The organism is Neiella marina, from assembly GCF_002165625.1.
GTDB classification, from domain to species: domain Bacteria; phylum Pseudomonadota; class Gammaproteobacteria; order Enterobacterales; family Neiellaceae; genus Neiella; species Neiella marina.
This window is the reverse complement of record NZ_NGNS01000026.1, coordinates 36,222-60,944: the sequence shown is the minus strand read 5'-3', so window position 1 is coordinate 60,944 and position 24,723 is coordinate 36,222. Positions and strand designations below refer to the sequence as shown.

Below are 24,723 nucleotides of genomic sequence, written 5' to 3'. Positions count from 1 at the left end.
ATGAGTTCTCCGTTACGCTGAGATTGCTAATTCAGGAAACGCCGCTATCAGAGTTTTATAACGGTCGCTTTGGTAAATACAATCCCACTCATTTTTTGTGGAGTTTAACAGAGATTCTAACCTTTGCGAGTGAGGCAGAACATTTTGCCAGTGCTCATCCGCTAACAATTCCTTAACCCCTGCACGATCATTACACAACAACACCATGTCACAACCAGCAACCAGTGCGGCTTTGGCCCGCTCAGGATACGTCCCCATTGGTTCGGCCCCCTTCATTGCTAAGTCGTCAGAGAAGATCACGCCATTAAAATTCAGCTTCATCCGCAAACGGTTGAGCCAATAGGGCGAAAAGCCCGCAGGCTTATCATCAAAATTTGGATAGATGACATGAGCAGGCATGATGGCGTCAACCCGATTGGCAGCAATCAGGTCGCTGAATACTAACTCGTCTTGCTCGATATCGGCTTCAGCGCGCTCATCAATTGGGATGGCAATGTGCGAATCTGCCGCCACACTGCCGTGGCCAGGATAGTGCTTACCCGTGCATTTCATACCAGCTTCATGCATGCCATCAATAAACGCCGTGGCCAGCGGCACGACCTGCTCGGGAAGCTCACTGAACGCGCGATCGCCGATTACTTCACTAACTCCATTAATATCAAGAACTGGCGCAAAGCTAATGTCGATATCGCATGCCAACACTTCAGCGGCCATCAGCCATCCTAATTCTTGAGCCAGTTGCTCGGCACTCCACTCATGGTTAGCCGTGAGCTTGTCAATCATTCCCATTGCCGGTATCGGACTGAAGCCAAGCCGAAAGCGCTGCACCCGGCCTCCCTCATGATCAACAGCCAGCAGCAGCGGTTTACCTGCAGCTTGGCGGACCTCGGCGACCAACTGACAAATTTGTTGTCGAGACTCAAAATTGCGGCTGAAAAAAATCACACCGCCAACGGTAGGATGCTGTAACAGCTCAATTTCATCGGCTTGCAGTTTGGTGCCCTGCAAGTCCAGCATCAGTGGACCCATGGTTTGTTTCCTTTGCTTGGTAGCGTTCTGCTAAATCAGAAAAATCGTCTTGCCACTTGGCGAGCGCTTTATCGATGTGGCGCTTTTGCTTGTCAGTCATTGTGCTTTGCATCTGCGCATAGAGGTTGGCATAGGATAGTCGAACACGCTTGAGATATGGTTCAAAGCCTTCGACCGTGTGTTCAGCTAACAATAACGCCATTAAATCGGCTTCCAGTGACGGCGCATTTCGGGCATCGAATATTTGCCGCAGCCGCTCGTTCCAAAAATCACCTTGCTGAGTGACTAACTGTTGATCGTAAGGCCGTTGTGTCGACCATTGATACAAGACTTGTTGCTGACTCTCGGTGAGGTTATCAAGCCACTTTTCGAGGTTGGACTCGTTCCTTTCATACCAATGTTGCTGCCAATCTTCGGCACTGCGTTGCTTTGATTCCTGCCGCGCCTCATCGACCTGTTTTGTCAGGTTGGCAAATACTTCGTCGACTTGCTCGTCGCTAAAGCTGCGGATTAACTTGGCTAAGCCCGGAATCAACTCGGCCAACAGCCGTCGTTGATGACTTCGCATGCGATCAAGTTGCGCTAGCCATTGCTCAGCAGTCCACTGCTCTGAGATCACTTGCCCTCTGAACAGAGCAATGTCTTCGGCATATCGAGTTAACTCTTGCGATTGATGCCACGCCAACAGATCGGCTAACTCATCATCAAGCAAACGTTCTTGCATATCAGACAGCGTGACATAGTCATCGACATACCAAGGAACAATCCAATCCAAAAAGCGGTAGGTCGTTTTAAAGCTACAGGCCGACAGCGACATTATCAGACCGAGCAGCAATGCAGGCTTCAGCCAAAGTTGCAGTTTTCTATACATTTGTCACCAGAATCATTAACCGAACAAGTATCACGAGCACAGCCATAAACACCCAAATATTGAGCAACTTGCGATAGTCATCGCAGGTATTGCGGAGCTCCCCTTCTGGTAAAGCCTGATAGCTGCGACGCCAAATCGACGACAACAAAATGCGCCAGCCTTTAAATTCGAATGATTCGTCTTCCGATGCAAGTACTTTTAGCAATTGTCGACTCTGGCGCACCAATACCACGGTAAATACAACCCACAACATCAACCAAAACAACCATAGCGAAACGAGAAGATCCATCAGTTACCTTTGCTCTGAAGTTACCAGACTACCATTTCAGCATACGAGAACATTAAGTTATCTGGATGACAGCAGTGGTTGCTGCGGCTGTGCGAGCTTGTCTTGCAGCTCCAGCAGCATGGCTTGCCACTGCATCGAATGATTGAGCCCACTTGCAGCCAATATCGGCTGCCAATGGGATAGCCACGGCGCCCAATCAGGGCTTTGGAAATGAAGCCGGTCAGCAATGGCCTGCAGCTCAGTCCAGTGGCGAGAAAACATCAAATGGTGCGGTTGCAATCCAGCAATCACTTTTTGCAAATCCAGTAGCAACGCCGATAACCAATGATAACTGGCGGGAAAATCGGCCACCGCATCATCGATTAACTCCTTGGCTGGCGGTTCACCATTGACCACCGCCAGCAAGCGCACCAAAAACGCGTCGAGCTTGTTGTGTAGTTGCTGGTCAATAAATTGCTTCGTTCGAAGCGGCGCTCCGCCATTAAGGCGCAAATGGCTCAACTCGGCAGTGACTCCCTGTTGTTGCAACCATTGCAATGCCAGTTGCTCATCGGGTAGCGCCACCAAATGCTCTTGGCAGCGACTGGTGATGGTCGCTACCAGCTGTCCGGCACTTGGTGCACTGAGCAACAAAAACGCGCTCTGGCCGGGCTCTTCTAGGGTTTTCAACAGCGCATTGGCTGCTGATTCAGTCATTTGCTGGGCATTGTTTATGAGCACCACCCGCGCCCCTTGCTGATGGGCGGTTTCCGATAAAGTGGCGATAGCTTGACGCACCAAATCAACACCAATGGTATTTTTCTCAGCTTCCAATATCAGCAGATCGGGGTGGCTACCCGCGGCAATCAGTAAGCAACTTCGGCATTGACCACAGGCCCCTTCAGCATTCGGCGATGCACAAAGTAGCCGGTCGCTGAGCCAGCGCATTAATTGCCACTTGCCAATACCATTGGGCCCCGAAAACAACAACGCATGAGGTAAACGTTGCTGAGCGATTTGATCCAACAAACGCTGCTTGCTGGCTTCTAACCAAGGCAGCGAGGCCAAAGCTGGCTGGTCAATCTCAGTTACTGCCATTGTCCCACCGCGTGTTGCAATGCCTGCTGAATATCATGCTGTACTTGCTCGATGCTCTGACTGGCGTCAATAGTAACGATAGCGCTGTCAGTCGCTGCTAGCTGGCGATAGCGCGCTCGAGTGCGTTGAAAGAAGTCGATTGACTCTTGCTCTATTCGATCCAACTCGCCACGACCTCTGGCTCGCTCTAGACCAATAACAGGATCAATGTCCATGTACAACGTCAGATCGGGTCGGAACGAGCCGAGGACCATATCACGCATTTGCTCAAGTAAATGTTGGTCGATCTGACGACCGCCGCCTTGATACGCCTGTGATGATAAGTCATGACGATCACCCAATACCCAAGTGTCCGCTGCCAAAGCAGGTTTAATCTTGGTTTCTACCAGTTGCGCTCTGCTCGCATACATCAGCAACAACTCAGTCATTGGCGCGGGTGCATCCTCAAGATCGGGGCGCTTAACCAGTTCGCGAAGTGCTTCGCCCAATTCGGTGCCGCCAGGCTCTCGAACATGCAATAGCTGAACATTCAGCGAAGCGATAAAGTCTTTCACGCAAGCAGCTGCGGTCGATTTACCGGCGCCTTCCAATCCTTCAATAACAATAAAACGGCCAGCCACTTGCTACTCCTTGGTACTGGTTCGATTCAATATGTATCGCCGCACATTGGCGTTATGCTCAGCCAGTGTTTTAGAAAACACGTGACTACCATCACCGCGGCTAACGAAGTAAAAATAATCGCTGGTTTCAGGCTGAACAGCGGCTTCAATTGCAGCCTTGCCCGGCATTGCAATTGGTGTTGGAGGCAAGCCACGGATGACATAAGTGTTGTAAGGCGTAGCCTCGCGCAAATCAGCTTTGCGAATGTTGCCATCATATCGTTCGCCCATGCCATAGATGACTGTTGGGTCAGTCTGCAAGCGCATGCGGGTTTCGAGGCGATTATGGAATACCGAACTAATCAGCGATCGTTCGCCTTGCTGGCCGGTCTCTTTTTCAATGATTGAGGCCAGAATGAGAGCCTCATAAGATGACTGCAAATGCGTCGAAGCGACGTCACTGCGACCGTCCCATGCTGTCGATAGCACATCCGCCATGCGTGCTTCAGCTCGCTGCAGCAATGCTAGAACACTGGTACCCGCGGTATAAAAATAGGTATCTGGATAGAGCAACCCTTCGAGGTTGGGTTGCTCGATATTCAACTTAACCAACAGTTGCTGATCATCATTCAGCAACTCCATACCGGTTAGATGACTGGCCTGTTGCAGCTGTCGTTGCCAATCAAGCCAACGGCTGCCTTCGACAAAAGTGATCGAAAATTGATGCTCGCTGCCTTGCGCTAAATGAGCCAAGGCCTGTTCCAGCGTCAACCCTGGCTCAATTTGATAGGTACCAGCACGAATAGCACCAAGTGCTGGTTGCTGTTTCAACAACCAACGTAACCAGTTGGATTCATTGACCCAGCCCTGTTGGCGCCAGCTTCTAGTTACCGCGTACACTGATTGACCAGATACAACGGTGACCAACACGGGCTCTTGCAGCACTAATGGTTGTTGAGCAAATTGTTTAACTTGATGACGGACATAGCCATAGCCGGCTAAGGCAACTAAAACCAACACCAAGCCAACGATAATGACCAAGCGTTGCCAGCTAACTTTCAATTGCGTCCAACTCCTTTTGCAATAAGCGGCAGACAAAATGAGATTGGTAATTTTGCTGCTGGTAACTGACCACTGGCACCGGTCCAAACACACTGTTGCAGATGAATAGTTCATCGGCTTCAGCTAATACTGCAGGTTGCACACGGACCACTTGAACCGGCATATTGCGCTCTTTGCAGAACGTCATAACCAAGCGGCGAAAGACGCCATTAACACCAGCCATCGACAAGTCAGGGGTATAAATATCTTGGCCTTTGCGCCAAAACAAGTTTGATGCGTTGCACTCAACGACATATCCCAGTGAGTCACAGAACACACCTTCGACCGCTCCTTTGGCTGTCAACTCCTGTTTGCCGAGGACTTGTTCAAGCCGGTTGAGGGTTTTGTGACCTGCCAGCATAGGTTGAATACCCAGTTGCAAGTCAGCTTGAGCCAGCGCGACGCCCTGCTCTCGCCATGTTTGACAATGACTTGGAAAAGCAAACAAGCCGATCGCTCGCAATGGCTCTGAAACACCATCCGCGCTGTAGCCTCGTCCACCTTGGCCGCGACTGATAATGGCTTTACCAACCATCAGGCTCGATTCAGCCGTTGCCGCAACGTCATTCATTTCCTGCTCAATGCGCTGCCAGTCCAAACCACCAATTGCCAATGCCTCGCAGCCTTGACGTAAGCGCTCGATATGGGCCGCTAAGTGGCAGACTTTACCGTTACTGACTCGGAACGTAGTAAACATGCCATCGCCAAAGCTAAATGCCCGTTGCTGAGCGTTGACTAAGTCAGTTTGTTTACCATTTATCCACATTCGAAGTTTCTCGCATTGGAGCTGATGACAACTGAGTTGGCGCTAACAATAAAAAAGCCTGATAGCAGAAACTATCAGGCTTTTCCAAGGTAATAAAGCGGCGCTTTACAGCTTTTTGAACAGCAGGCTACCGTTGGTGCCGCCAAAGCCGAAGGAGTTACACAGGGCATACTCCATTTCATGCGCAACAGCTTCATTGGCACAGTAATCGAGATCACAACCTTCAGATGGATTGTCCAAGTTGATGGTTGGCGGGATCTTTTGATCTCTCAATGCCAGCACAGTGAAAATCGCTTCCACTGAACCGGCAGCACCAAGCAAATGGCCTGTCATCGATTTAGTAGAGCTGACTTTCAAGTTATAGGCATGGTCACCAAAAACTGACTTAACGGCATTACTTTCAGCAATATCACCAGCAGGCGTCGAAGTGCCATGAGCATTGATGTAACCAATGGTCTCAGGTGCAACATCGGCATCAGCCACAGCGTTGCGCATTGAGGCAGCAGCGCCAGAGCCATCTGCTGGTGGAGATGTCATATGGAATGCATCGCCACTCATACCAAAGCCAGCCAACTCAGCGTAAATCTTGGCTCCGCGAGCTTTGGCGTGCTCGTACTCTTCGAGCATCATGATACCTGCGCCATCACCAAGAACAAAACCATCGCGGTCAGCATCCCAAGGACGACTGGCTTTTTGTGGCTCATCATTGCGAGTTGACAGTGCTTTAGCTGCACCAAAGCCACCAATACCGAGTGGTGTTGACGCTTTTTCACAGCCACCAGCAAGCATTGCTTCGGCATCGCCGTACGCAATCATCCGAGCCGCGTGGCCGATATTGTGAACACCAGTCGTACAAGCTGTAGTGATCGCAATGTTCGGACCTTTGAGGCCATACATGATGGAGATATGGCCGGCAACCATATTGATGATGGTTGAAGGTACAAAGAAAGGCGAGATCTTACGAGGTCCACCGCTTTCCAGTGCGCTGTGGTTTTTCTCGATCAGGCCTAGGCCACCGATACCTGAGCCGATAGCCGCACCGATACGGTGAGCATTGGCTTCTGTGATCTCTAAGCCTGAGTCTTTCAGGGCATCGATGCTAGCGGCAATGCCGTACTGGATGAAATCATCCATCTTACGAGCATCTTTTTTGCTGATGTATTCAGTGACATCAAAGTCTTTAACGAGGCCTGCAAAACGTGTCGAGTAAGCAGACGCATCGAAGTGTTCAATGGCGGAAATACCGCTTTGACCAGCCAGCAAGTTTGCCCAGGCTGTTTGAATGGAATTACCGACTGGTGACAGCAGCCCTAAGCCGGTCACAACTACGCGACGTTTGGACACATTTTCCTCCTGACTGTACACGTAAAATTAAGGCGGCATAGAGCCGCCTTAATAATCAAAAAGTTCTGCTGCAATTAGTCTTGGTGCGCTACAACGTAGTCAACAGCAGCCTGAACAGTAGTGATTTTTTCTGCTTCTTCGTCTGGAATCTCAGTATCGAACTCTTCTTCCAGAGCCATCACTAGCTCAACAGTGTCCAGGGAATCAGCGCCGAGGTCATCAACGAAAGAAGATTCAGATTTAACTTCTTCTTCTTTTACGCCCAGTTGTTCAACGATGATCTTCTTAACGCGTTCTTCAATCGTACTCATGATAGGTCATTTCCTTTCTAGTAGCGCATTGCGCAAATTTGCGAGTAGTTTATTCAATCGAGTCCAAGAATCAAGATCCGAAATGGACTCATACGCTGGTCAAACCACAAAACACATAAATAATAGATGTTTTTTGCGATTTCATTGACCCAGTCGCACTTTTTAAATCATGTACATGCCGCCATTGACATGAATTGTCTCACCACTGATGTAACCTGCCACCGGTGATGCTAGAAATGCAACTGTAGCAGCAATCTCTGTCGGTGACCCTAAACGGTTCAACGGCACTTGGCTCATGATGGCTTGCTTCTGGCCATCGTCTAGCGCGTGAGTCATGTCAGTTTCAATAAAGCCTGGGGCAACCGCATTGACCGTAATGCCGCGAGACGCGACTTCACGGGCCAGCGCTTTAGTAAAGCCCAACAAACCTGCTTTAGCCGCGGCATAGTTAGCTTGACCAGCATTACCCATGGTGCCAACAACTGAGCCGATGTTAATAATACGGCCCGCACGTTTTTTCATCATGCCACGGATCACAGCTTTGGAAAGTTTGAACAATGAAGTCAAGTTGGTATCAATGACATCCTGCCATTCTTCATCTTTCATTCGCATAAAGATGTTGTCGCGAGTAATACCAGCATTGTTTACCAGAATATCGATATCGCCCTTGGCTTCTTTAATCGCTGCGAATACCGCATCAATGGATTCAGCATCGGTGACATTCAATGCCAAACCTTGGCCTGAATCGCCGAGATATTCGCTAATGGCTGCAGCACCTTTATCGCTGGTTGCGGTACCAAAAACATAAGCGCCCAAAGCAACCATTTGCTCAGCAATAGCACGGCCAATACCGCGGCTTGCGCCAGTTACCAGTACGACCTGTCCTGTCAGATCTAACATGTTTCTATCCTTTTCAATAGTCGTGCTGAATTACTCAGCAGCGATTGATTCTGAACCTTCAGCCGTATTGATGGCCTTAATGGTCATGCGCTTTTCAGCGCGTTTAATCAGCCCGGTCAATACCGCACCTGGGCCTACTTCAAATGCTTCAGTAACACCCTGATCGGCTAACCAAGTCACTGTCTCTGTCCAGCGCACTGGACTAAACAGTTGACGAACCAGAGCCGATTGGATGGCATCAGCAGCAGATTCAGTCGCAACATCAACATTGTTGACTACGACAACATCTGGGGCACTAACGTTCACTTGTTTTAACGTTTCGCCAAGTTTATCTGCTGCCGGTTGCATGAGTGCACAGTGAGATGGCACGCTAACAGGCAGTGGCACGACGCGTTTGGCGCCAGCTTCTTTGCAGGCTTCACTAGCACGAGTAACAGCGTCAGCTTGACCGGCAATGACGGTTTGAATTGGCGAGTTGAAGTTAACTGCTGAGACCACGTCTCCGTTAGCTGCTTGGTCACAACAGGCAACCACTTGTTCCGCTGTCAGACCAATGATTGCAGCCATACCACCAGTACCTGGCGGCACTGCATCTTGCATATAGCGGCCTCGTTGCTCGACCAACTTAATGCCATCGGCAAAGTCAACCGCGCCAGCACAAACCAGCGCCGAGTATTCACCCAAGCTGTGACCTGCCATGAAATCAGGCTTGGCACCACCTGCGGCTAGATAAATACGATATAGCGCAACGCTCGTTGCCAACAACGCAGGCTGAGCAACAAATGTTTTGTTCAACTCTTCGGCAGGGCCGTTCTGAATCAATTCAGCTAAATCATAGCCGAGAGCTTCTGAGGCTTCGGCAAAAGTTTCTTTGGCAACAGGGTGTTCAACCCAATCACCGAGCATGCCAACAGCTTGAGATCCCTGTCCAGGGAACAGGAAAACGCGTTTAGACGTCATAACAAATCTACCTGTTAATTAATATTGAATGAGCGCTGAGCCCCAAGTGAAGCCGCTACCAAATGCTTCGAGCAATAAGGTTTGACCACGTTGGATTCGACCATCGCGAATGGCTTCGTCTAATGCCAACGGCACCGACGCTGCAGATGTGTTGCCGTAGCGCTCAAGGTTCACTACCACCTTGTCCATGCTCATATCTAACTTACGAGCCGTTGCAGCAATAATTCGCAAGTTAGCTTGGTGCGGCACCAGCCAATCGATATCGTGCTTATCGATCTGATTGTAGGCCAAGGTTTCAGTAACAATTTCACTTAGCTTGGTCACTGCAACTTTAAAGACTTCATTGCCCTTCATGAACAAGTAGTCGTCAGCCGAAGGCAATTGGCCATGAGCCGGCACAGCTGCTTTTAGCAACTCAGTATAGCGGCCATCAGCATGCATATGGGTCGATAGGATGCCCGGCTCAAGAGTTGATTCGAGTATCACGGCTGCTGCCGCATCACCGAACAAAATGATTGTGGAGCGGTCATCTGGAGCACACATTCGACTAAGAGTGTCTGCACCGACCACCAAAATACGATGGGCAAATGTAGTACGGATGTATTGGTCAGCAACACTCAAGGCATAAGTAAAGCCAGAGCAAGCCGCGGACACATCAAAAGCGGGAACAGCAGGAATGCCCAACTCGGCTTGCAGTTGGCAGGCTAAGCTCGGAAACGCCATGGTATTGCTGGCAGTAGCGACAATGATCATGTCGATATCAGAGGCGTCAATCTTTGCAGCTTCAATGGCGTTGAGTGACGCATTTCGAGCTAGATCAGTGATGGTCTCGTCATCACCAATAATTCGACGTTCAGCAATTCCGGTACGTTCCAAAATCCACTGATCGCTGGTCTCAACCATTTTTTCCAAGTCCGCATTGGTGCGAACTTGTTTCGGAGCATAGCTACCGGTACCTATAATTTTTGAGTGCATGAAAATCCAGTTAATTGCCTAATAATGCTGATTTCAGCATGTCAGCGATACGGTCAGGAACCTGACGTTCTACTTCGAGGACGGCCTCACTGATGGCGGATGCCATCGCGCCAACATCAGCGTTACCATGACTCTTGACCACAATGCCGCGCAATCCTAACAAACTTGCACCATTGTACTGGTCGGGGTTCATCGCTTTTTTCAGCGTCACTACACCGGGGAATATCAAGCCAATCAACCACTTCTTCCAACGCGGCAAATTGCGGCCCGGAAACATTTTCGCCAACATTAAGCTGGTCAAGCCTTCACAGGTTTTCAGACAAATGTTGCCGACAAACCCGTCACAAACGACGACGTCTGCTTGGCCGGCGAAAATGGCATTTCCCTCAATGTAGCCACTATAGTTGATATCTTCGCATTGCTGCAGCAACTGCGCGGTTTGCTTTATCTGATCGTTACCCTTGATCTCTTCTTCACCGATATTGAGTAGCGCAACGCGCGGCGCTTCAATGTTCTCAACGACCTGAGTCATTGCCGAGCCCATGAGGGCAAATTGGAACAAGGTCTCTGAATCGCAATCAACATTGGCACCCAAATCGAGCATATGGAGGCGACCGCCATCCATTGTCGGCAACGCAGTGATCAATGCAGGCCGTTCAATTCCCGGCAAGGTCTTTAAGATCAACTTCGACATTGCCATCAGCGCGCCCGTGTTGCCGGCACTGACACAAGCGGCCGCGTTGCCAGCGGCAACTGCTTCAAGCGCTTTGCGCATTGATGACTGTCGCTTGGTGCGCAACGCACTAACCGGACGCTCATCCATTTCGACGACTTGTTCTGCGTGAAGTATTTTGCAGCGTTGCTGATAGTTTGCCGGTTGCTGCTGCAACCAAGGTTCGATGACAGTCTGTTGACCAACAAGAAGCAGATTGAGATTGGGGTGCTCAGAAAGAGCCAAAGAGGCAGAGGATAAAGTAACGGAGGGGCCGAAATCGCCCCCCATTACATCTAACGCGATGGTTAGATGCGGGTCTGTTGCTCTTTGCTGTGTGGATTTACAGCTTTTTGTTGGTGATTTAGGCAAGGCAGCGACCAAGAAGTTGAGTGGGTCTCAATGATTGGTCGGTAACGCCGAATAAATTGCCAACAAACGCTGCCTGGAAGGTTCGCTGAGATATGTTTCTGTGCTTCGTCATTCGCCATTCATTTAGGTGACTAAATTTCATAGCTCATTTCTCGCCCAAAAACCTCTCTCAAGTGAATAAATATCACACACCAAAGAGTAACAGACCCGAGCAAGCAAGGTTGTCCCTTACTTAACTTTACGACCTTTGTAGTAGCCGTCAGCAGTCACGTGGTGGCGACGGTGAGTTTCACCTGAAGTCGCATCCACAGACAGCGTTGGACCACTCAATGAATCGTGTGAACGACGCATACCGCGACGTGAACGGGTAACTTTATTCTGTTGAACAGCCATGAGCCTTACTCCTCACTGTTTTTCAATTTGCTCAATACTGCAAAGGGATTGGGCTTTTCCTCTGCAGCTTCGTCTATTTCACCCCAGCTCATGTGACTTGACTGCTCGCATGATGCTTCATCATGCATTGGTGCGAATGGCACCGCCAGCAAAACCTCGTCTTCGATAAGCTGATGTATATTTACATCGTCAGCATCAGATAGCATCACCGGCTCGTAGCCTGCTGGAAGCTGCTCTGCTGCTTCATCATCTCTGACCGGACTGAAGGTGACATCAAGTTCAATATCCTCGACAAAAGGATGATTGCACCGTTGGCACTCCAACTGTAGCTGAGTTCGGATTTGAGCCCGTAACACCGCCAAGTTTTGCTCGTCTCGGTCACATGCAAGGGTTACTTCCACACGGCCTTCAGGCAACGCCATCTCAGCTAGGCGAGATAACGCAGAGTGCGGGATCAAGCCGTCAAAGCTTTGTTGCTTCTGGGCTGAACGCACCGGATCAAGACTCACGGGAATGTTCACTTTTTGCATAGGGCGCGAATAATAATGATCGAATCCCTCTGAGTCAAAGGAAATTCATGGTTTTGACAAGAAAAATCAGTGTTCACTAGCCTGACAAGCCGTGCTTCAATTCGTAAACTGTAAAAAACCAGCCCATTGAACGAGCGCGTCATGACCCGCCCCATTATTTTAGGCAGCACTTCCCCATTTCGTAAGACCATTCTGGAAAAACTAGCTATTCCATTTGTTTGCTGTGCGCCAGACATTGATGAATCAGCCCAAGACAACGAACTCCCCAAGGATTTGGTCGAGCGATTAGCCATCGAAAAAGCTCAAGCGGTGGCAACAAACTACCAGCATGGTTTAGTCATAGGCTCAGACCAGCTGGCCGTGGTCGACGGTATGGTACTTGGCAAGCCACACAGCCACGAAAAAGCGGTCGCTCAGTTGCAAAACTCCAGTGGCAAAGTAGTGACCTTCTACACCGGGCTATGCTTACTTGATGTTGAAAGTGGTGATTACCAATCGTTAGTGGAGCCGTTTGAAGTCCACTTTCGAGCATTAACTGACGCTGAAATCGAGCACTACCTAAAGCTGGAAACGCCTTACAAGTGTGCTGGTAGTTTTAAAAGTGAAGCAGCTGGCATTAGCCTGTTTAAAAAATTAGTTGGCGATGATCCAAATACCCTAATGGGAATGCCTTTGATTCGGTTAATAGAGTTACTGAGAAATCAGGGCGTTGACGTACTTGCGCTCGCCAATGACTACAATCGCGAAGGATAAGCCCTGTGGTTTGCCGAGCGGAACTGGGCGCTCGGCACCTGTGGTGAGAGTACGCGGTGCTTCTAGTATTTGATATCAAACTTTTGATAGAGAAAATGCATTAACCAAGCAGGGCCAATCAGCAAGAAAAACACATCGGTGAAAAACGATGGCTTCTTCCCTTCGATCTTATGACCGATAAATTGGCCGATCCAAGCAACCACAAACAAACCGATGGCAAATTGCCACAGCGGCACAATTGCTGGCCAGAATGCACAGAGCAAACAACACAAACTACTAAACACCAGCATACCGAGCATTAATTGTGGTGATAGCCGCCAATAATAAACAAGTACCGGCACAAGAATGATGGTAGCCCAATTCAGCCAAGGGTGAACGAGCAATGGAAATGGTAGGCTCCAAACTAACGCCACCACGGTGAAGAAAATAACCGGAACGCACAGCCAATGAATCAATTTGTTGGTAGCATTTTGGTGACTATCACCATACTCATTGAGCAGTTGTTGTAGTTGTAATGTCGCCATCGGTAGCCCCCTTGCTGCACTACTAATGAGAATGAATGTTATTTGTAGGAAGCAATGAGATTAGCGTTTCAGTGGCGGGAAAAACAGCGGCAGTCGCTGAAGATGCCAGCCACCGCACACTTTTTCAAACGAGCGTTTAATAATCGCAATAGCTGTCAGAACACTAGCGCGACAGCATCGGCCCTAGCGGCGCTCCGCCAACCAAATGCATATGAATGTGATAAACCTCTTGGCCGCCATGCTTGTTGCAGTTAACGATCAATCGATAGCCGTTCTCATCGATATTAAATTGCTTGGCAAGTTTCGCCGCTACGGTAAACATGCGACCGAGGGCTGCCTCATCGCTAGCTGTGACATCATTGGTGGTGGCAATTTGATGATTTGGCACAATCAACACATGAGTCGGCGCTCGCGGCGAAATATCAGGAAATGCCGTCACTAAATCGTCTTGATATAGAATCTCGGCGGGAATTTCTTTGCTAATGATTTTGGAGAAAATTGTTGGTTCAGCCATATCCTTGCCTTCTCGCTGAATAAAGTTTCGATTAGCATAAGCGAGCTAACCCTATGATTCCACCAGAGAGCTGTTTTCATGTCTAAACCCGCTGTGCATTACCGAGTTGAGTTCGAACACGCCAGTAGCCATTACTTCGATGTTTATTTGCAAACCGCAGCACAAGGGCCGTTAACGCTCACCTTACCAGCCTGGCTTCCTGGCTCTTACATGATTCGTGATTTCGCTCGTCACATCGTTGCCATGACAGCGCAGTGCGACGACATGCCTGTGGCAATTGAGCAGCTTGACAAGCACAGCTGGCAAACCGAAGCAGTTGCAGGTGAAATCACTATTCACTGCCGAATTTATGCTTGGGACTTATCGGTCCGCGCCGCGCATCTCGATTTGAACCATGGCTTCTTCAATCCAAGTAGTGTCTGCCTTTCGGTGGTCGGTTTAGAGCAACAATCGCACAGCATCGCGATTCAGCCCAGTCAACATGCCAGAGACAATCAGTGGAAATTGGCTACTGGCTTAACTGCAGTCGAAGTCGATGAATCAGGTTTTGGCAGCTATGTTGCTGACAATTACGATGCGCTGCTCGACCATCCAGTGGAAATGGGTACCTTTAGTGAAGCATCGTTTAACGTCGGCGATGTGCCACACCGGATGATCTATACCGGCGCGCACCAAGGCGCACTGCAACGCATCGCCAACGACGTGGAGAAAATCTGCCAAGCGCAGATCGAGCTGTTTCAGGATCAGGCTCCGTTTGACCACTACTTATTTATGACCATGGTCACTGGCAATGGCTATGGTGGCTTAGAACATCGCAATTCAACCGCTTTAATGACCTCGAGAAAATCACTCATTACCTCTGATGATGGCCCGATAACCGATGACTACCGCGATTTCTTGGGCCTTTGCAGTCACGAGTACTTCCACAACTGGAACGTCAAACGGATTAAACCGCAGGAGTTTGTCCCCTATCAGCTCGACCAAGAACAGTACACCCGTCAGCTATGGGCGTATGAGGGGATCACGAGCTACTACGACGAATTAATGCTGTGTCGCGCTGGTGTCATTGACTCCCAAGATTATCTCAACATGCTGTCAGTCACTTTAAGTCGCGTCAGTCGCGGCGTTGGCAGACTGAAACAAACAGCTGCCGAGTCATCATTCAATGCCTGGTCTAAGTTCTACAAACAAGATGAGAACGCACCAAACGGTATTGTCTCTTACTACACCAAAGGCGCCGAGATAGCTCTTTGCTTAGATCTAATGCTGCGTAAACACTCCCAACACCAAGTGTCGTTGGATGATGTCATGCGACTACTATGGCAGCGCCACGGTAAAACTGGCGTTGGAACCAGTGACAGCACAGTCCAGCAGTACGCCATTGAGCTGCTCCAGCCCTATTGCCCAGAAGCACAAGCACTGTTAGCCGTGTTCTTCCACATCGCCATCGACAGCACCGATCCGCTGCCAACCCAAGAACTGTTGCAATGGGCCGGTGTTGAATATCAATTGCGGCCGAGTTACGGCCCTACTGACAAAGGTGGTCCAGCTCCCACTAAACAGCTCGGCAATCACCTCGGAGCGCGCATTGCAGACGCTGACGGCGGTGCCAAGCTAACGGTGTTGTTTGAAGGAGAACCAGCCGAGCAAGCGGGGCTAGCAGCCGGAGATGTTGTAATCGCCATTGGCGGAACTCGGGTGACTGCGGCAAGCTGCCAGCAAGTGTTAAATGAATTCGCCACTGGGACAACAGTCACTATTCATGCTTTCAGGCACGATCAATTGTTTAGCGCTGAATTAAACGTTGAAACGGCGACACCATCACTAGTTGCGCTAACAGTTGCTGATCAGACAAAGCTACAGCAGTGGCTGAGTAGCGAGGCCTAGACCGTAACCGAAGTTGGCTAGCAATTGCTAAACCGGTCAATCAGGCTGGTTTAGCGCTGCCACCACCGCAGGCCAGTGAAACCGATAAGCAGACTGCTCCGGTTGTTGGGCCATTGAGAACGATTCAAAATTAATGTGTTGCCAATCGTTTGCGCTAAGCAGTAACGAGACTTGTTCAATATTGTCCCTAGTTACAGGAAATAGCTGCGTCGTTAATTGTGTGTTGTGGCGAGCAAAATCATGGCCGTGATGATAGTCATACAGCATGACCATGGCCCACCCACCTTCCATGAAATGGCCCCCCATAGAAACATCGATGTCGCCATTGGCAACCGCCTCAAGACCTTTTTCGCTCCAGTCCATGCCACCAATCACAAACTGACGCCGCTTGCTTTCCGGTAGCTTGCTAATGGTCTTCAATGCCTTTAATGCAATGGAATCACCTGCGGTCCAGACAACATTGGTGTTGGGATGCCGTTGCATCAAACCGACAATCACATCATCGATACCTTCGCCATTCCAATCAACGTGCACCAGCTGATTGAGTTTAATTTGGCTGTGCTCAGCAAGGGCCGCATGCAAGCCTAGATCCCGTTCTAGCGCCGGCGCACTGGAGCGCGAGCCGCTAATCGCAGTGACTTGATGAAACGAGTTCCCCTTAGCGGTGGAAAGGCTCACTAACTCAGTCAACAGATCTTCCCCCGCCCGCCGATCATCGGGATGAATATGGCCAATCCATTGTTTGAAACGGGTTCTGGGCTCCCCTATGGTCGCTCGTTCGGCTTGCGGAATTTCAGTGTTGATGATCAATGACTTCACACCGGCTTGTTCTGCCGCTGCTAACACGTAGGCACTGGCCTGACGAAGATAGATGTAAACCAAATAATCCGGCGGATCATCGGACTCTATTTCGGTCATTAATGCCTCGACATACGCCATTCGAACATTGTGAGCATGAACAATGTTTAGTGAAATTCCGAGGTCTTCTGCGGCGGCTGACATCACCGCAATGAGTCTTTGCCAAAATGGCGAATCCGGAGAGTCTGGGTTAACAAAGGTCACTCTGAGCGGCTTCTCTCTATCCGCGTTGACGATGCCCTGCGCATGAGCGGTTTGGCATTGGGCTAACCACAGCGAAACAACAGTCACCAATACTGCAAAAATTTGGCGGCTCATTTTATTCTCAAAAACTCTTATGCTTTCAGTATCAATTTGCGGATGGCATTGGCGGTACTAACAGCTCAGGATCGACACGTGCCGATTTCCAGTTCATTCGCCAATCAAGATGAGGGCCAGTAACCCTGCCGCTGGCGCCAACCAATGCCACTGGCTGACCTTGTTTGACTTCATCACCTTCTTTGACCAACGATCCCGACAAGTGCAAGAAGGTTGAATTCACACCAAAGCCATGATCAATGATCATCGTACCGCCCGAATAGAACATATCGGGGACCCACAACATGATAGTTCCATCGGCGGGCGCGACTACCTCAGTGCCAGTCGGAACAGCGATATCAATGCCGTAGTGCGGACGACGAGGCTCGCCGTTGTAGAAGCGTTGACTACCATAGACTCCAGAAATTGGGCCCTCAACTGGCCAGATAAAATCTTGCATAAAATCCAATCGTTCTGTCACTGGAGCCCGAGCCGCCGCGACCATGCGATTGTCCTTTTTAGCTCGTTCAATATCTTCTGGCTTGGGGTTCATTATGCGCTTGGCAATCCCTTCAATGCGCTGAATATTGAATTCTCTTTCAACAATATCGAGCTTGCGCCGAATCTCTTTGCCACTGGCATCGGTTACGACAAGCTCACGGCTGCCAGTAGCATCGCGGCCGATTCCAAACACAAATTCACCAGCTGGGCCGACTTCAAGCGCTTGACCGTGATACGTGACAGAGGCGCCCGGAGACGCTACTCCACGAACCAATGAACCTTGCACGGGTTCTGCTAGCAACGTCATTTCTGCACTCTGGGCAACACCAAGAAAAACAGCACAGCTAGAGATACTGGCGACAACAAGTCGTTTGATGAACCACTTAACCATGGGCAATTGCTCCTTTTCCAACCCCTTCGTAAGCAAAGATCGAGACGTCACCCGTCACTTCTGGCCACTTTTTTGTTTCCCGCAAAATGTACTCCGCCAGACACTCCACAGTGGTGTCAGTGTCGATTAACTCAACTGCATTGCGGGGAATAGCTAGCTCAAACAGGCCCTGACCCGACACATAGCTAAAACCATAGTGAGTTTGGTCCGTGATTGCTAACGCTTTGCTTGAGCGATGCAACTGCTCGATACTAACCCGATCCTCAATGCTGCCTAGGTAAATGTCCTGCCAGCGCTCCGCCCAGCGACGCTCAAGCAAATCATTACGTATGCCGGCGTGCCAAACTTCAATCATCGAACGGTGACCGTGTGCTATGCGCTGACAGTTTCCATCATGCTTTTTGAGGCCATGAGTGTAGTGATAATATGCCGAGGGAATCTCTTCTTCTCTCAGCGTCAATTCAATCTTCACTACGTTCGCAGGCAAATAACGCGCGATAATGTCACTCAAATAGTCGGTAACCGAACGCGCACAAATCGATTCGGTAGGCAGCAATGCCAAACCTTGTTGCGGACAATAAAGGTGAATGCCTCCGCTATCGCCAGCAAAGTCAAGCCATTGCATGTCGTGATCTCCAGCCATCACAGACGTTGCTGGGTGTTGAGCTGGCACAAGTAGCTTGTGATCGACTTCTTCATCAATAATCGCTTTTAGGCGTTTTTTGACTTGTCCAAAATCAAGCACCATGCTTTGTTGGTCGAGTTGACCATGAAGAACCACATCAACTATCCAACTCTGGCCAACAATACCGCGGTTGGCACATAGATAGGATGAATCAATGACGGTGAGATCTTTAACGAAAAGCTGCATAACCTACCAATTGGAAGTTAACTGAATAGTTGAAATAGGCACGGACCGAGGGCGGCCCAGCTAAGATTGCAGAGTATACAATGATGCGGGATAAATACTGCATTTAATCGTCCAGGCTAATCAAAGCATCACTTCATACTGCGATGGCTGCGAATCTAATTCTTTCCCTGAACGGTAAATAATGAGTCGATTTCTGCCGGCTGACTTAGCGCCATAAAGCGCTTCATCTGCGCGTCGAATTAAAGCCTCCAACGGCAATTTTCCGCCTGTCGCCGTGGCAACCCCGAAGCTAGCAGTGATCTCAATCTGTTGTGACATTTTGTCGCGGATGGTCGCCAAGTTGGCACGGCAGCGCTCCACCACCGCTTTCGCTTGTTCCTCGTCACTACCAGGCAAGAAAATAGCAAATTCTTCACCACCAGTGCGACCAACGATATCGCGTTTGCGAATGGCCAAGCTCAATTGATTGGCGACGTGCTGCAACACTTGATCGCCAATGGCATGGCCAAATGTGTCATTGACCGATTTGAAGTGGTCAACATCGATCATCACCACAGTAAACGGCGTTTGTTCAATGACACAAGCACGATAACGCTTCTCTGCTAACTCAAGTGAATAACGACGATTGAATATATTAGTCAGCGAATCAGTTTGCGATAGCTGGCGGTAATGACGGTGCTCTTTGCGCGAGCGAATCAGCATCACAAACAATAGTGCGCTAATACAGCACGTAGTAAACAAGCCTAAAACAATTAGCCAGCGATGAGTAAGAGCCGCTTCTTTGCGCAAGCTAGCCAGCTCATTTTCGGTTTTGAACAAGGTAATTTTTTGCTGCTCAGCCGTTGAGCTGAAGCGCGCTTTGAGATAAGCAAGGCGAATCGCTTTCGATTGCACCAGAGATTGTTCAGAAGCCCGCTGCAACAAGCGTTCGTAATGCAGTGCATCGTCTAAGTTGCCGAGCCGTTCTGATGTCAACGCTGCAATTTGATAGGCTCCTACAAGATCTTGCCATTGCTGCAACTTAGCTCCCATGTCAATCGCGTCCTTGGCATGTGCCAAGGCGCGATCAAATTGGCTTGTTCGCAAGTAAAGTTCAGCAAGGCTTAAATTAGCCTTAACGATGCCCGCTTTAAAGCCATTGTGCTGGAGACTCGTTAACGCCTCATATAAAGTTTGTTGCGCCAAATCATGCTGGCCTTCATAAGCCAATGTTCGGCCATACCAAACCAACCCGGCGCCAACAAATAGCGACTCATTAATCGATCGGCATTGTGCTATCTGCTCGGCTAACAAATGGCTGGCGGATTCATATTGCTGTCGCAAGTAGCTAAGTTTTGCTTGCACATATTGAGCAGAACACAGCAACTTTGGATCGCCAATGTCACTAGCCAATTGCTGAGCAGCGCTCAGTCTCGATTCGGCCTGATCGTAAATTTGTGCATTGATCAGCAAATTGGCTGAAGACGAATAAATTTCATAACGTCGCCTGCTATCTGACTCAGGTGTCAACAACGACTCACCGGTATACATGTAATAAAAGGCTGGTTCATACTGACCTTTCAAATTGGATAAGTTCATCAGCAGCGAATAGGCGGCCAGTTGTGAGGCTGGAAACTCTTGTCGTTGGGCAACTGCGGATGCCAATTGCTCTGAGGTTGCGTAATCGCCATCGAGCAACGCCAACTGAGCTTGAATAATGTTGATTCTGGTTTGTTGATGAAGCGTTAACTCGCTTTGGTAGCGCAAAATATCATCAAGTTTCAGTTGCTGCTGGTATCGGCTTTGCCAGCGTTCCGCTTCAAGTTCACTAATTGCCTGCTCGAGCGACAATGATGAGTTTGCCGCCGCAAAAAAACACCAAAAACACATAGCTCCACTTAGCAGTGAGGCAGTATTTGGGCGACTAAAACACGAGCAAAATTTAAACATTTAATTATTTTTAGAATGACTTGAGCGAGATCAAATATAACAATTAATCCCCCTAAATTAACCAAAATTGGCCACTCGCTCAACGAAATTGAACCACAGCAAATTAATTAAGGAGTCAACTTATTGGTTTTACAGGCCAAAAAAAAGCCAGCTTATGCTGGCTTTTTTAGTCGCTAACGACAGTTAGCTGATTTTGGTGGTGGTGTACTTGGCTGTACGTTTGAATGCTTGCTCTTTGGCATTAAACAGATAACAAGCATCTGCAGGAATGCCAATGGCATACGTTTGCCCCGCATGAACATCAACTTCTGCCTCAGCCTTGACGGTAAAGTCTTGCTCATCCACTGTCATATAGATGAACGACTCTGCTCCCAAATGCTCAGCAACCATTACTTCACCGCTAATGCTGCTATCAGCATGAGGATGATCCATAGTCACCAAATGTTCTGGACGAACACCAAGTTCAACCTTATCACCGACTTGAGCCGACGAAGCATCAACAGAGGCTGTAATCACGTCGCCAGTAGACAACTTCACTTTACAGCTAGTTTCGCCATTGATTTCAGCAATTTCGCCCTTAAGGAAATTCATCTTTGGTGAACCAATGAAACCAGCAACAAACTTATTAGAAGGGTTGTGATAGAGCTCCAACGGCGAACCAAACTGCTCCAAGTTAGTCTCTGCATCTTTCTTCAGAGGACTCAGCACCACAATCTTGTCAGCCAAAGTCATCGCTTCAACCTGATCGTGGGTAACGTAGATAATGGTTGATTGTAATTCTTTGTGCAGCTTGGCAATTTCAATCCGCATCTTAACGCGAAGGGCGGCGTCCAAGTTTGACAACGGTTCGTCAAACAGGAATACCGCAGGCTGCTGAACGATACAACGGCCAATAGCCACACGCTGACGCTGACCACCAGATAATGCCTTAGGTTTGCGATCAAGCAACGGTGTTAAGCCTAAGATCTCTGAGGCGCCATCTACACGCTTTTTGATCTCTGCTTTATCAACCTTTTTCAGTTTCAGACCAAACGCCATGTTCTCAAACAAGTCCATGTGCGGATACAAAGCATAGGACTGGAACACCATACCAACGTTACGATCAACCGGTGGCACATCATTGACCACTCGGCCACCAATGCTCAACTCACCTGAAGTGATATCTTCCAAGCCAGCAATCATTCGCAACAGGGTTGATTTACCACAGCCAGATGGACCAACGAATACAACAAATTCACCTTCTTTGATGTGAAGGTTAATATCCCGCAGGGTGTCCTGATGCACCGCAGGATCATAGTTTTTTCTTACACTTTCTAGGACTACTTCAGCCATTTCAGACTCCGAATTCTTTACGATTATTCATCAAACTTGTTCAGGGATTAACCTTTCACGCCACCTGACGTGAGACCACCAACCAACCAACGCTGCGCGAGCAGGAACACAATGGTGATAGGCAAACCAGACATAACCGCAGCTGCGGCGAAGTCACCCCATAAGTAATTTTGTTCATACAGATATTGCTGAGCACCAACAGCCAAGGTGTACTTATTGACGTCAGTCATCAGCAGCGATGCCACTGGCACCTCGGTAATTGCCGCAATAAAGGACAGAATGAACACCACCGCCAAAATAGGAACAGATAGCGGAAGTAGTACCAATCTAAACGCTTGCCAAGGTGTCGCACCATCGATGGCCGCAGCTTCTTCCAACGACGAGTCGATGGTTTCGAAGTAACCTTTAATGGTCCAAACATGGAGCGCAATACCAGATAAGTAGATGAACACTAGGCCAGCATGAGTATTCAAGCCCAGTGCCGGAATGTGCTGGCCAATCTTGTCAAACATGGCGTAAATGGCCACCAGAGCGAGCACCGATGGGAACATTTGGAAGATCAACATACCATTCAAAATGGTTTGCTTGCCTGAGAAACGCATGCGAGCAAATGCATAAGCACATGTTGTCGATAGCACCACAATCAACAGAGCAGTGATTCCAGCGACTTTGATCGAGTTCCACAACCAAGTCAGAACAGGAAACGGTGGCGGCTTAATACTGCCATCAGGCATTACGATCGGAATACCTAAAGCCAGTTTCCAGTGTTCCAGAGATGGGTTCTCAGGAATGATGCTACCAATCGCAAAGTTACCTTCACGGAATGAGATAGCAATGATCATCAACAGTGGGAAGATGATCAGAGATAGAAAGAACCACATAAAGACGTGAGTGCCTAAGATGCGATACTTGATAGATTTTGGTTGAACAATTGCCATTGTATCGACTCCTTAAGACTCTGCTTTGGTTAGCTTGAGGTTCAAAATGGCGAGTGCACCAACCATGATGAAAATCAACGCAGCAATGGCACTAGCCAGACCGTAGTCTTGACCCGACCCTTCGAACGCGATCCGATAGGTGTAACTTACCAGCAAGTCGGTGTGACCAGCAGGAGTCGTTGCCTCAACAATATTTGGATCACCTTTAGTCAACAACAGAATCAACACAAAGTTATTGAAGTTAAATGCAAATGAAGCGATCAGCAGCGGCGTCAACGGCTTCATGAGCAATGGCACTGTAATCTTAAAGAAGTTACCAATCGGCCCAGAACCGTCCATTGCCGAGGCTTCATACAAGTCTTCTGGAATCGACTTCAATAAGCCCATGCAAAGAATCATCATGTATGGATAGCCGAGCCAAGTATTGACAATTAATACCATGGCTTTGGCCAACGTCGGGTCGGTAAACCACTCTGGTTTAACGCCAAACAAACTATCTAATGCTAAGTTGATTTCACCAAAGTTTTGGTTGAACAAACCTTTAAATACCAGAATCGAAATAAATGCCGGTACGGCGTAAGGTAAAATCAGCAGTACTCGATAAACGGCTTTGCCTTTAAGGTGCTCCCACTGTACCAATGAGGCTAGCACCATACCCAATGCCAACGTCAGTGCCACAGATGAGCCGGCAAATATCACCGTCCAAACGAAGATCTGCAGGAATGGCCCTTGGATACCCTTGTCAGTCATCACCCGCAAGTAGTTCTTCCAACCCACACCAACAGTGAAACCAGGAGGAACGCGCTCGCCAACAAATTTATTTGATTCGTCTACATGCTGGTAAAAACCAGTGTTGTAGTTTGGTCGCAGCAGTTTCCCTGTTTTGTTATTTAGCAGGGTGTCGCTATCGGAGATGATAATCGTGCCATTGACCAAGGCGCCATCTTCCAACTTGGTATAGACCGACTTCAACGCTGAGAACTTGCGCAACCCGTTCATCGATAAATAAACGTTATCAGGCAAGTTAAGCTTGATAGATGACAAGTGGTCTCGCAGTTGCACGACCGTGCGAATTGGCTCTGCAGGTGCGTCTGGCAGTTTAGTGGCGGGTCGCATATCGACACCACTATCAACCATCGGCAAGTCTGCTGGGCGAATACGGCCTGCGGTCATTTCTTTTTTGGTTAGTAGCTCGACGCGATGAGAGACAAAAATTTTCTCAGGGTCTGCTTCCGATTGCAGCGCGATGTAGTAGCGATCTCCCTCGCCTTTGTGTAGCGAGAAATCGTACGACCCACCATCGGTTTGGTAATTCAGAGACAGTAAGTAATTTTGCGTTCGTTCCAACGTCAGCAGGTTCGTTCCTGAGTAGTTGGTAAACGAAATATAAACGGTGTAAAGCATTGGAAAGACGATAAATATCGCCATCCCCGCGACACCGGGAAAAATGTATCGATGTGCATACGTACGCGGATTAGTGAATACGTAAATGCCAAGCGAAAACAGAACTAGCGTGACAATAGCAAACAGATATTCTCCGCTGGCATACATAGCAATAACGGCATATCCACCAATAAGGATAGTTGCAGCTAGTGCCAGTATTTTGATCCAGAGGCCGGATCTTGAGCTTGATGCAGAGGATGATGCATCCATTTTGACAACCTTAATGTGACCTTCGCGTTAGAAACACATGGAGGAA

26 protein-coding genes are annotated in these 24,723 nt (G+C 48.8%); 2 read left to right on the top strand and 24 right to left on the bottom strand.

Annotated elements, in window-relative coordinates; all coding sequences use genetic code 11:
• Positions 1-12 precede the first annotated feature (12 nt).
• The 15 genes from nagZ to CBE68_RS16400 form a co-directional block, all read right to left on the bottom strand.
• The gene (nagZ, locus tag CBE68_RS16475; protein WP_087507201.1) at positions 13-1,029 is read right to left on the bottom strand and encodes a beta-N-acetylhexosaminidase; all 1,017 of its coding nucleotides are present in this window, start codon (positions 1,027-1,029) and stop codon (positions 13-15) included.
• Positions 980-1,900, bottom strand: coding sequence for a DUF6279 family lipoprotein (locus CBE68_RS16470; protein WP_087507200.1), 921 nt, complete (start codon positions 1,898-1,900; stop codon positions 980-982). Before CBE68_RS16470 ends, nagZ begins: the two co-directional genes overlap by 50 nt.
• The gene (locus tag CBE68_RS16465) at positions 1,893-2,189 is read right to left on the bottom strand and encodes a hypothetical protein (protein ID WP_143824604.1); all 297 of its coding nucleotides are present in this window, start codon (positions 2,187-2,189) and stop codon (positions 1,893-1,895) included. The genes CBE68_RS16470 and CBE68_RS16465 overlap by 8 nt, the downstream gene beginning before the upstream one ends.
• A gap of 57 nt (positions 2,190-2,246) precedes the next feature.
• Positions 2,247-3,266 carry a DNA polymerase III subunit delta' gene (gene holB / locus CBE68_RS16460; protein WP_087507198.1) on the bottom strand — a complete coding sequence of 340 codons (1,020 nt, stop codon included), beginning with the start codon at positions 3,264-3,266 and terminating at the stop codon, positions 2,247-2,249.
• A complete protein-coding gene (gene tmk, locus CBE68_RS16455) occupies positions 3,257-3,886 on the bottom strand; it encodes a dTMP kinase (protein ID WP_087507197.1) in 630 nt (209 codons plus the stop codon). The genes holB and tmk overlap by 10 nt, the downstream gene beginning before the upstream one ends.
• A gap of 3 nt (positions 3,887-3,889) precedes the next feature.
• Positions 3,890-4,927 (bottom strand): endolytic transglycosylase MltG, encoded by a 1,038-nt coding sequence (mltG, locus tag CBE68_RS16450; protein WP_229744783.1) that lies wholly within the window; start codon positions 4,925-4,927, stop codon positions 3,890-3,892.
• Positions 4,917-5,732, bottom strand: a complete 816-nt coding sequence (gene pabC / locus CBE68_RS16445) for an aminodeoxychorismate lyase (protein WP_087507195.1) — start codon at positions 5,730-5,732, stop codon at positions 4,917-4,919. Before pabC ends, mltG begins: the two co-directional genes overlap by 11 nt.
• Before the next feature lie 105 nt (positions 5,733-5,837).
• Positions 5,838-7,076, bottom strand: coding sequence for a beta-ketoacyl-ACP synthase II (gene fabF / locus CBE68_RS16440; protein WP_087507194.1), 1,239 nt, complete (start codon positions 7,074-7,076; stop codon positions 5,838-5,840).
• A gap of 74 nt (positions 7,077-7,150) precedes the next feature.
• Positions 7,151-7,387: an acyl carrier protein gene (acpP, locus tag CBE68_RS16435; protein ID WP_087507193.1), complete on the bottom strand. Its 237-nt coding sequence runs from the start codon at positions 7,385-7,387 to the stop codon at positions 7,151-7,153.
• A gap of 162 nt (positions 7,388-7,549) precedes the next feature.
• Positions 7,550-8,287: a 3-oxoacyl-ACP reductase FabG gene (gene fabG / locus CBE68_RS16430; RefSeq protein WP_087507192.1), complete on the bottom strand. Its 738-nt coding sequence runs from the start codon at positions 8,285-8,287 to the stop codon at positions 7,550-7,552.
• Positions 8,288-8,317: 30 nt separating this feature from the next.
• Complete coding sequence (fabD, locus tag CBE68_RS16425) at positions 8,318-9,247, bottom strand: ACP S-malonyltransferase (protein WP_087507191.1); 930 nt, start codon at positions 9,245-9,247, stop codon at positions 8,318-8,320.
• Between the two features lie 18 nt (positions 9,248-9,265).
• On the bottom strand, positions 9,266-10,222 hold the full coding sequence (locus tag CBE68_RS16420) for a beta-ketoacyl-ACP synthase III (RefSeq protein WP_087507190.1): 957 nt from the start codon (positions 10,220-10,222) through the stop codon (positions 9,266-9,268).
• A gap of 10 nt (positions 10,223-10,232) precedes the next feature.
• Positions 10,233-11,306: a phosphate acyltransferase PlsX gene (plsX, locus tag CBE68_RS16415; protein ID WP_268234490.1), complete on the bottom strand. Its 1,074-nt coding sequence runs from the start codon at positions 11,304-11,306 to the stop codon at positions 10,233-10,235.
• A gap of 228 nt (positions 11,307-11,534) precedes the next feature.
• Positions 11,535-11,699, bottom strand: a complete 165-nt coding sequence (gene rpmF / locus CBE68_RS16405) for a 50S ribosomal protein L32 (RefSeq protein WP_087507187.1) — start codon at positions 11,697-11,699, stop codon at positions 11,535-11,537.
• A 5-nt stretch (positions 11,700-11,704) separates the two neighbouring features.
• Positions 11,705-12,208, bottom strand: coding sequence for a YceD family protein (locus CBE68_RS16400; RefSeq protein ID WP_158100643.1), 504 nt, complete (start codon positions 12,206-12,208; stop codon positions 11,705-11,707).
• Between the two features lie 162 nt (positions 12,209-12,370).
• Between CBE68_RS16400 and CBE68_RS16395 the strand changes: the two genes are divergently transcribed.
• The gene (locus tag CBE68_RS16395; protein ID WP_087507185.1) at positions 12,371-12,982 is read left to right on the top strand and encodes a Maf family protein; all 612 of its coding nucleotides are present in this window, start codon (positions 12,371-12,373) and stop codon (positions 12,980-12,982) included.
• A 62-nt stretch (positions 12,983-13,044) separates the two neighbouring features.
• Here CBE68_RS16395 and CBE68_RS16390 read toward each other — a convergent pair whose 3' ends face one another.
• Positions 13,045-13,506 carry an Mpo1 family 2-hydroxy fatty acid dioxygenase gene (locus tag CBE68_RS16390; RefSeq protein ID WP_087507184.1) on the bottom strand — a complete coding sequence of 154 codons (462 nt, stop codon included), beginning with the start codon at positions 13,504-13,506 and terminating at the stop codon, positions 13,045-13,047.
• Positions 13,507-13,669: 163 nt separating this feature from the next.
• On the bottom strand, positions 13,670-14,020 hold the full coding sequence (locus tag CBE68_RS16385; protein WP_087507183.1) for an HIT domain-containing protein: 351 nt from the start codon (positions 14,018-14,020) through the stop codon (positions 13,670-13,672).
• Positions 14,021-14,098: 78 nt separating this feature from the next.
• Here CBE68_RS16385 and CBE68_RS16380 point away from each other — a divergent pair, with 78 nt between their 5' ends.
• Entirely contained in the window at positions 14,099-15,907 is a 1,809-nt protein-coding gene (locus CBE68_RS16380; protein ID WP_087507182.1) for a M61 family metallopeptidase, read from the top strand.
• A 36-nt stretch (positions 15,908-15,943) separates the two neighbouring features.
• Here the strand turns inward: CBE68_RS16380 and CBE68_RS16375 are convergent, their stop codons facing one another.
• The 7 genes from CBE68_RS16375 to malF all read right to left on the bottom strand — a co-directional run bounded on the left by CBE68_RS16375 (position 15,944) and on the right by malF (position 24,677).
• Complete coding sequence (locus CBE68_RS16375) at positions 15,944-17,083, bottom strand: ABC transporter substrate-binding protein (protein ID WP_087507181.1); 1,140 nt, start codon at positions 17,081-17,083, stop codon at positions 15,944-15,946.
• A 31-nt stretch (positions 17,084-17,114) separates the two neighbouring features.
• Positions 17,115-17,954 carry a M23 family metallopeptidase gene (locus CBE68_RS16370; protein WP_087507180.1) on the bottom strand — a complete coding sequence of 280 codons (840 nt, stop codon included), beginning with the start codon at positions 17,952-17,954 and terminating at the stop codon, positions 17,115-17,117.
• Positions 17,947-18,825 (bottom strand): 6-pyruvoyl trahydropterin synthase family protein, encoded by an 879-nt coding sequence (locus CBE68_RS16365; RefSeq protein ID WP_087507179.1) that lies wholly within the window; start codon positions 18,823-18,825, stop codon positions 17,947-17,949. Before CBE68_RS16365 ends, CBE68_RS16370 begins: the two co-directional genes overlap by 8 nt.
• 120 nt (positions 18,826-18,945) lie before the next feature.
• Positions 18,946-20,694, bottom strand: coding sequence for a GGDEF domain-containing protein (locus CBE68_RS16360; protein WP_158100642.1), 1,749 nt, complete (start codon positions 20,692-20,694; stop codon positions 18,946-18,948).
• Positions 20,695-20,937: 243 nt separating this feature from the next.
• Positions 20,938-22,086, bottom strand: coding sequence for an ABC transporter ATP-binding protein (locus CBE68_RS16355; protein WP_087507177.1), 1,149 nt, complete (start codon positions 22,084-22,086; stop codon positions 20,938-20,940).
• Between the two features lie 47 nt (positions 22,087-22,133).
• On the bottom strand, positions 22,134-23,024 hold the full coding sequence (malG, locus tag CBE68_RS16350) for a maltose ABC transporter permease MalG (protein ID WP_087507176.1): 891 nt from the start codon (positions 23,022-23,024) through the stop codon (positions 22,134-22,136).
• 12 nt (positions 23,025-23,036) lie between these two features.
• Positions 23,037-24,677 (bottom strand): maltose ABC transporter permease MalF, encoded by a 1,641-nt coding sequence (gene malF, locus CBE68_RS16345; RefSeq protein ID WP_087507175.1) that lies wholly within the window; start codon positions 24,675-24,677, stop codon positions 23,037-23,039.
• Positions 24,678-24,723: the final 46 nt, after the last annotated feature.

Excerpts from the sequence above, each read along its gene's own strand:
- malF (WP_087507175.1), bottom strand. The coding sequence starts at position 24,677 with ATGGATGCATCATCCTCTGCATCAAGCTCAAGATCCGGCCTCTGGATC.
- malG (WP_087507176.1), bottom strand. The coding sequence starts at position 23,024 with ATGGCAATTGTTCAACCAAAATCTATCAAGTATCGCATCTTAGGCACT.
- nagZ (WP_087507201.1), bottom strand. The coding sequence starts at position 1,029 with ATGGGTCCACTGATGCTGGACTTGCAGGGCACCAAACTGCAAGCCGAT.
- fabD (WP_087507191.1), bottom strand. The coding sequence starts at position 9,247 with ATGACGTCTAAACGCGTTTTCCTGTTCCCTGGACAGGGATCTCAAGCT.
- holB (WP_087507198.1), bottom strand. The coding sequence starts at position 3,266 with ATGGCAGTAACTGAGATTGACCAGCCAGCTTTGGCCTCGCTGCCTTGG.
- fabG (WP_087507192.1), bottom strand. The coding sequence starts at position 8,287 with ATGTTAGATCTGACAGGACAGGTCGTACTGGTAACTGGCGCAAGCCGC.
- CBE68_RS16355 (WP_087507177.1), bottom strand. The coding sequence starts at position 22,086 with ATGGCTGAAGTAGTCCTAGAAAGTGTAAGAAAAAACTATGATCCTGCG.
- CBE68_RS16375 (WP_087507181.1), bottom strand. The coding sequence starts at position 17,083 with ATGAGCCGCCAAATTTTTGCAGTATTGGTGACTGTTGTTTCGCTGTGG.
- CBE68_RS16470 (WP_087507200.1), bottom strand. The coding sequence starts at position 1,900 with ATGTATAGAAAACTGCAACTTTGGCTGAAGCCTGCATTGCTGCTCGGT.
- CBE68_RS16360 (WP_158100642.1), bottom strand. The coding sequence starts at position 20,694 with ATGTGTTTTTGGTGTTTTTTTGCGGCGGCAAACTCATCATTGTCGCTC.
- CBE68_RS16380 (WP_087507182.1), top strand. The coding sequence starts at position 14,099 with ATGTCTAAACCCGCTGTGCATTACCGAGTTGAGTTCGAACACGCCAGT.
- CBE68_RS16390 (WP_087507184.1), bottom strand. The coding sequence starts at position 13,506 with ATGGCGACATTACAACTACAACAACTGCTCAATGAGTATGGTGATAGT.
- rpmF (WP_087507187.1), bottom strand. The coding sequence starts at position 11,699 with ATGGCTGTTCAACAGAATAAAGTTACCCGTTCACGTCGCGGTATGCGT.
- CBE68_RS16370 (WP_087507180.1), bottom strand. The coding sequence starts at position 17,954 with ATGGTTAAGTGGTTCATCAAACGACTTGTTGTCGCCAGTATCTCTAGC.
- pabC (WP_087507195.1), bottom strand. The coding sequence starts at position 5,732 with ATGTGGATAAATGGTAAACAAACTGACTTAGTCAACGCTCAGCAACGG.
- CBE68_RS16395 (WP_087507185.1), top strand. The coding sequence starts at position 12,371 with ATGACCCGCCCCATTATTTTAGGCAGCACTTCCCCATTTCGTAAGACC.
- CBE68_RS16385 (WP_087507183.1), bottom strand. The coding sequence starts at position 14,020 with ATGGCTGAACCAACAATTTTCTCCAAAATCATTAGCAAAGAAATTCCC.
- CBE68_RS16420 (WP_087507190.1), bottom strand. The coding sequence starts at position 10,222 with ATGCACTCAAAAATTATAGGTACCGGTAGCTATGCTCCGAAACAAGTT.
- CBE68_RS16465 (WP_143824604.1), bottom strand. The coding sequence starts at position 2,189 with ATGGATCTTCTCGTTTCGCTATGGTTGTTTTGGTTGATGTTGTGGGTT.
- CBE68_RS16365 (WP_087507179.1), bottom strand. The coding sequence starts at position 18,825 with ATGCAGCTTTTCGTTAAAGATCTCACCGTCATTGATTCATCCTATCTA.
- acpP (WP_087507193.1), bottom strand. The coding sequence starts at position 7,387 with ATGAGTACGATTGAAGAACGCGTTAAGAAGATCATCGTTGAACAACTG.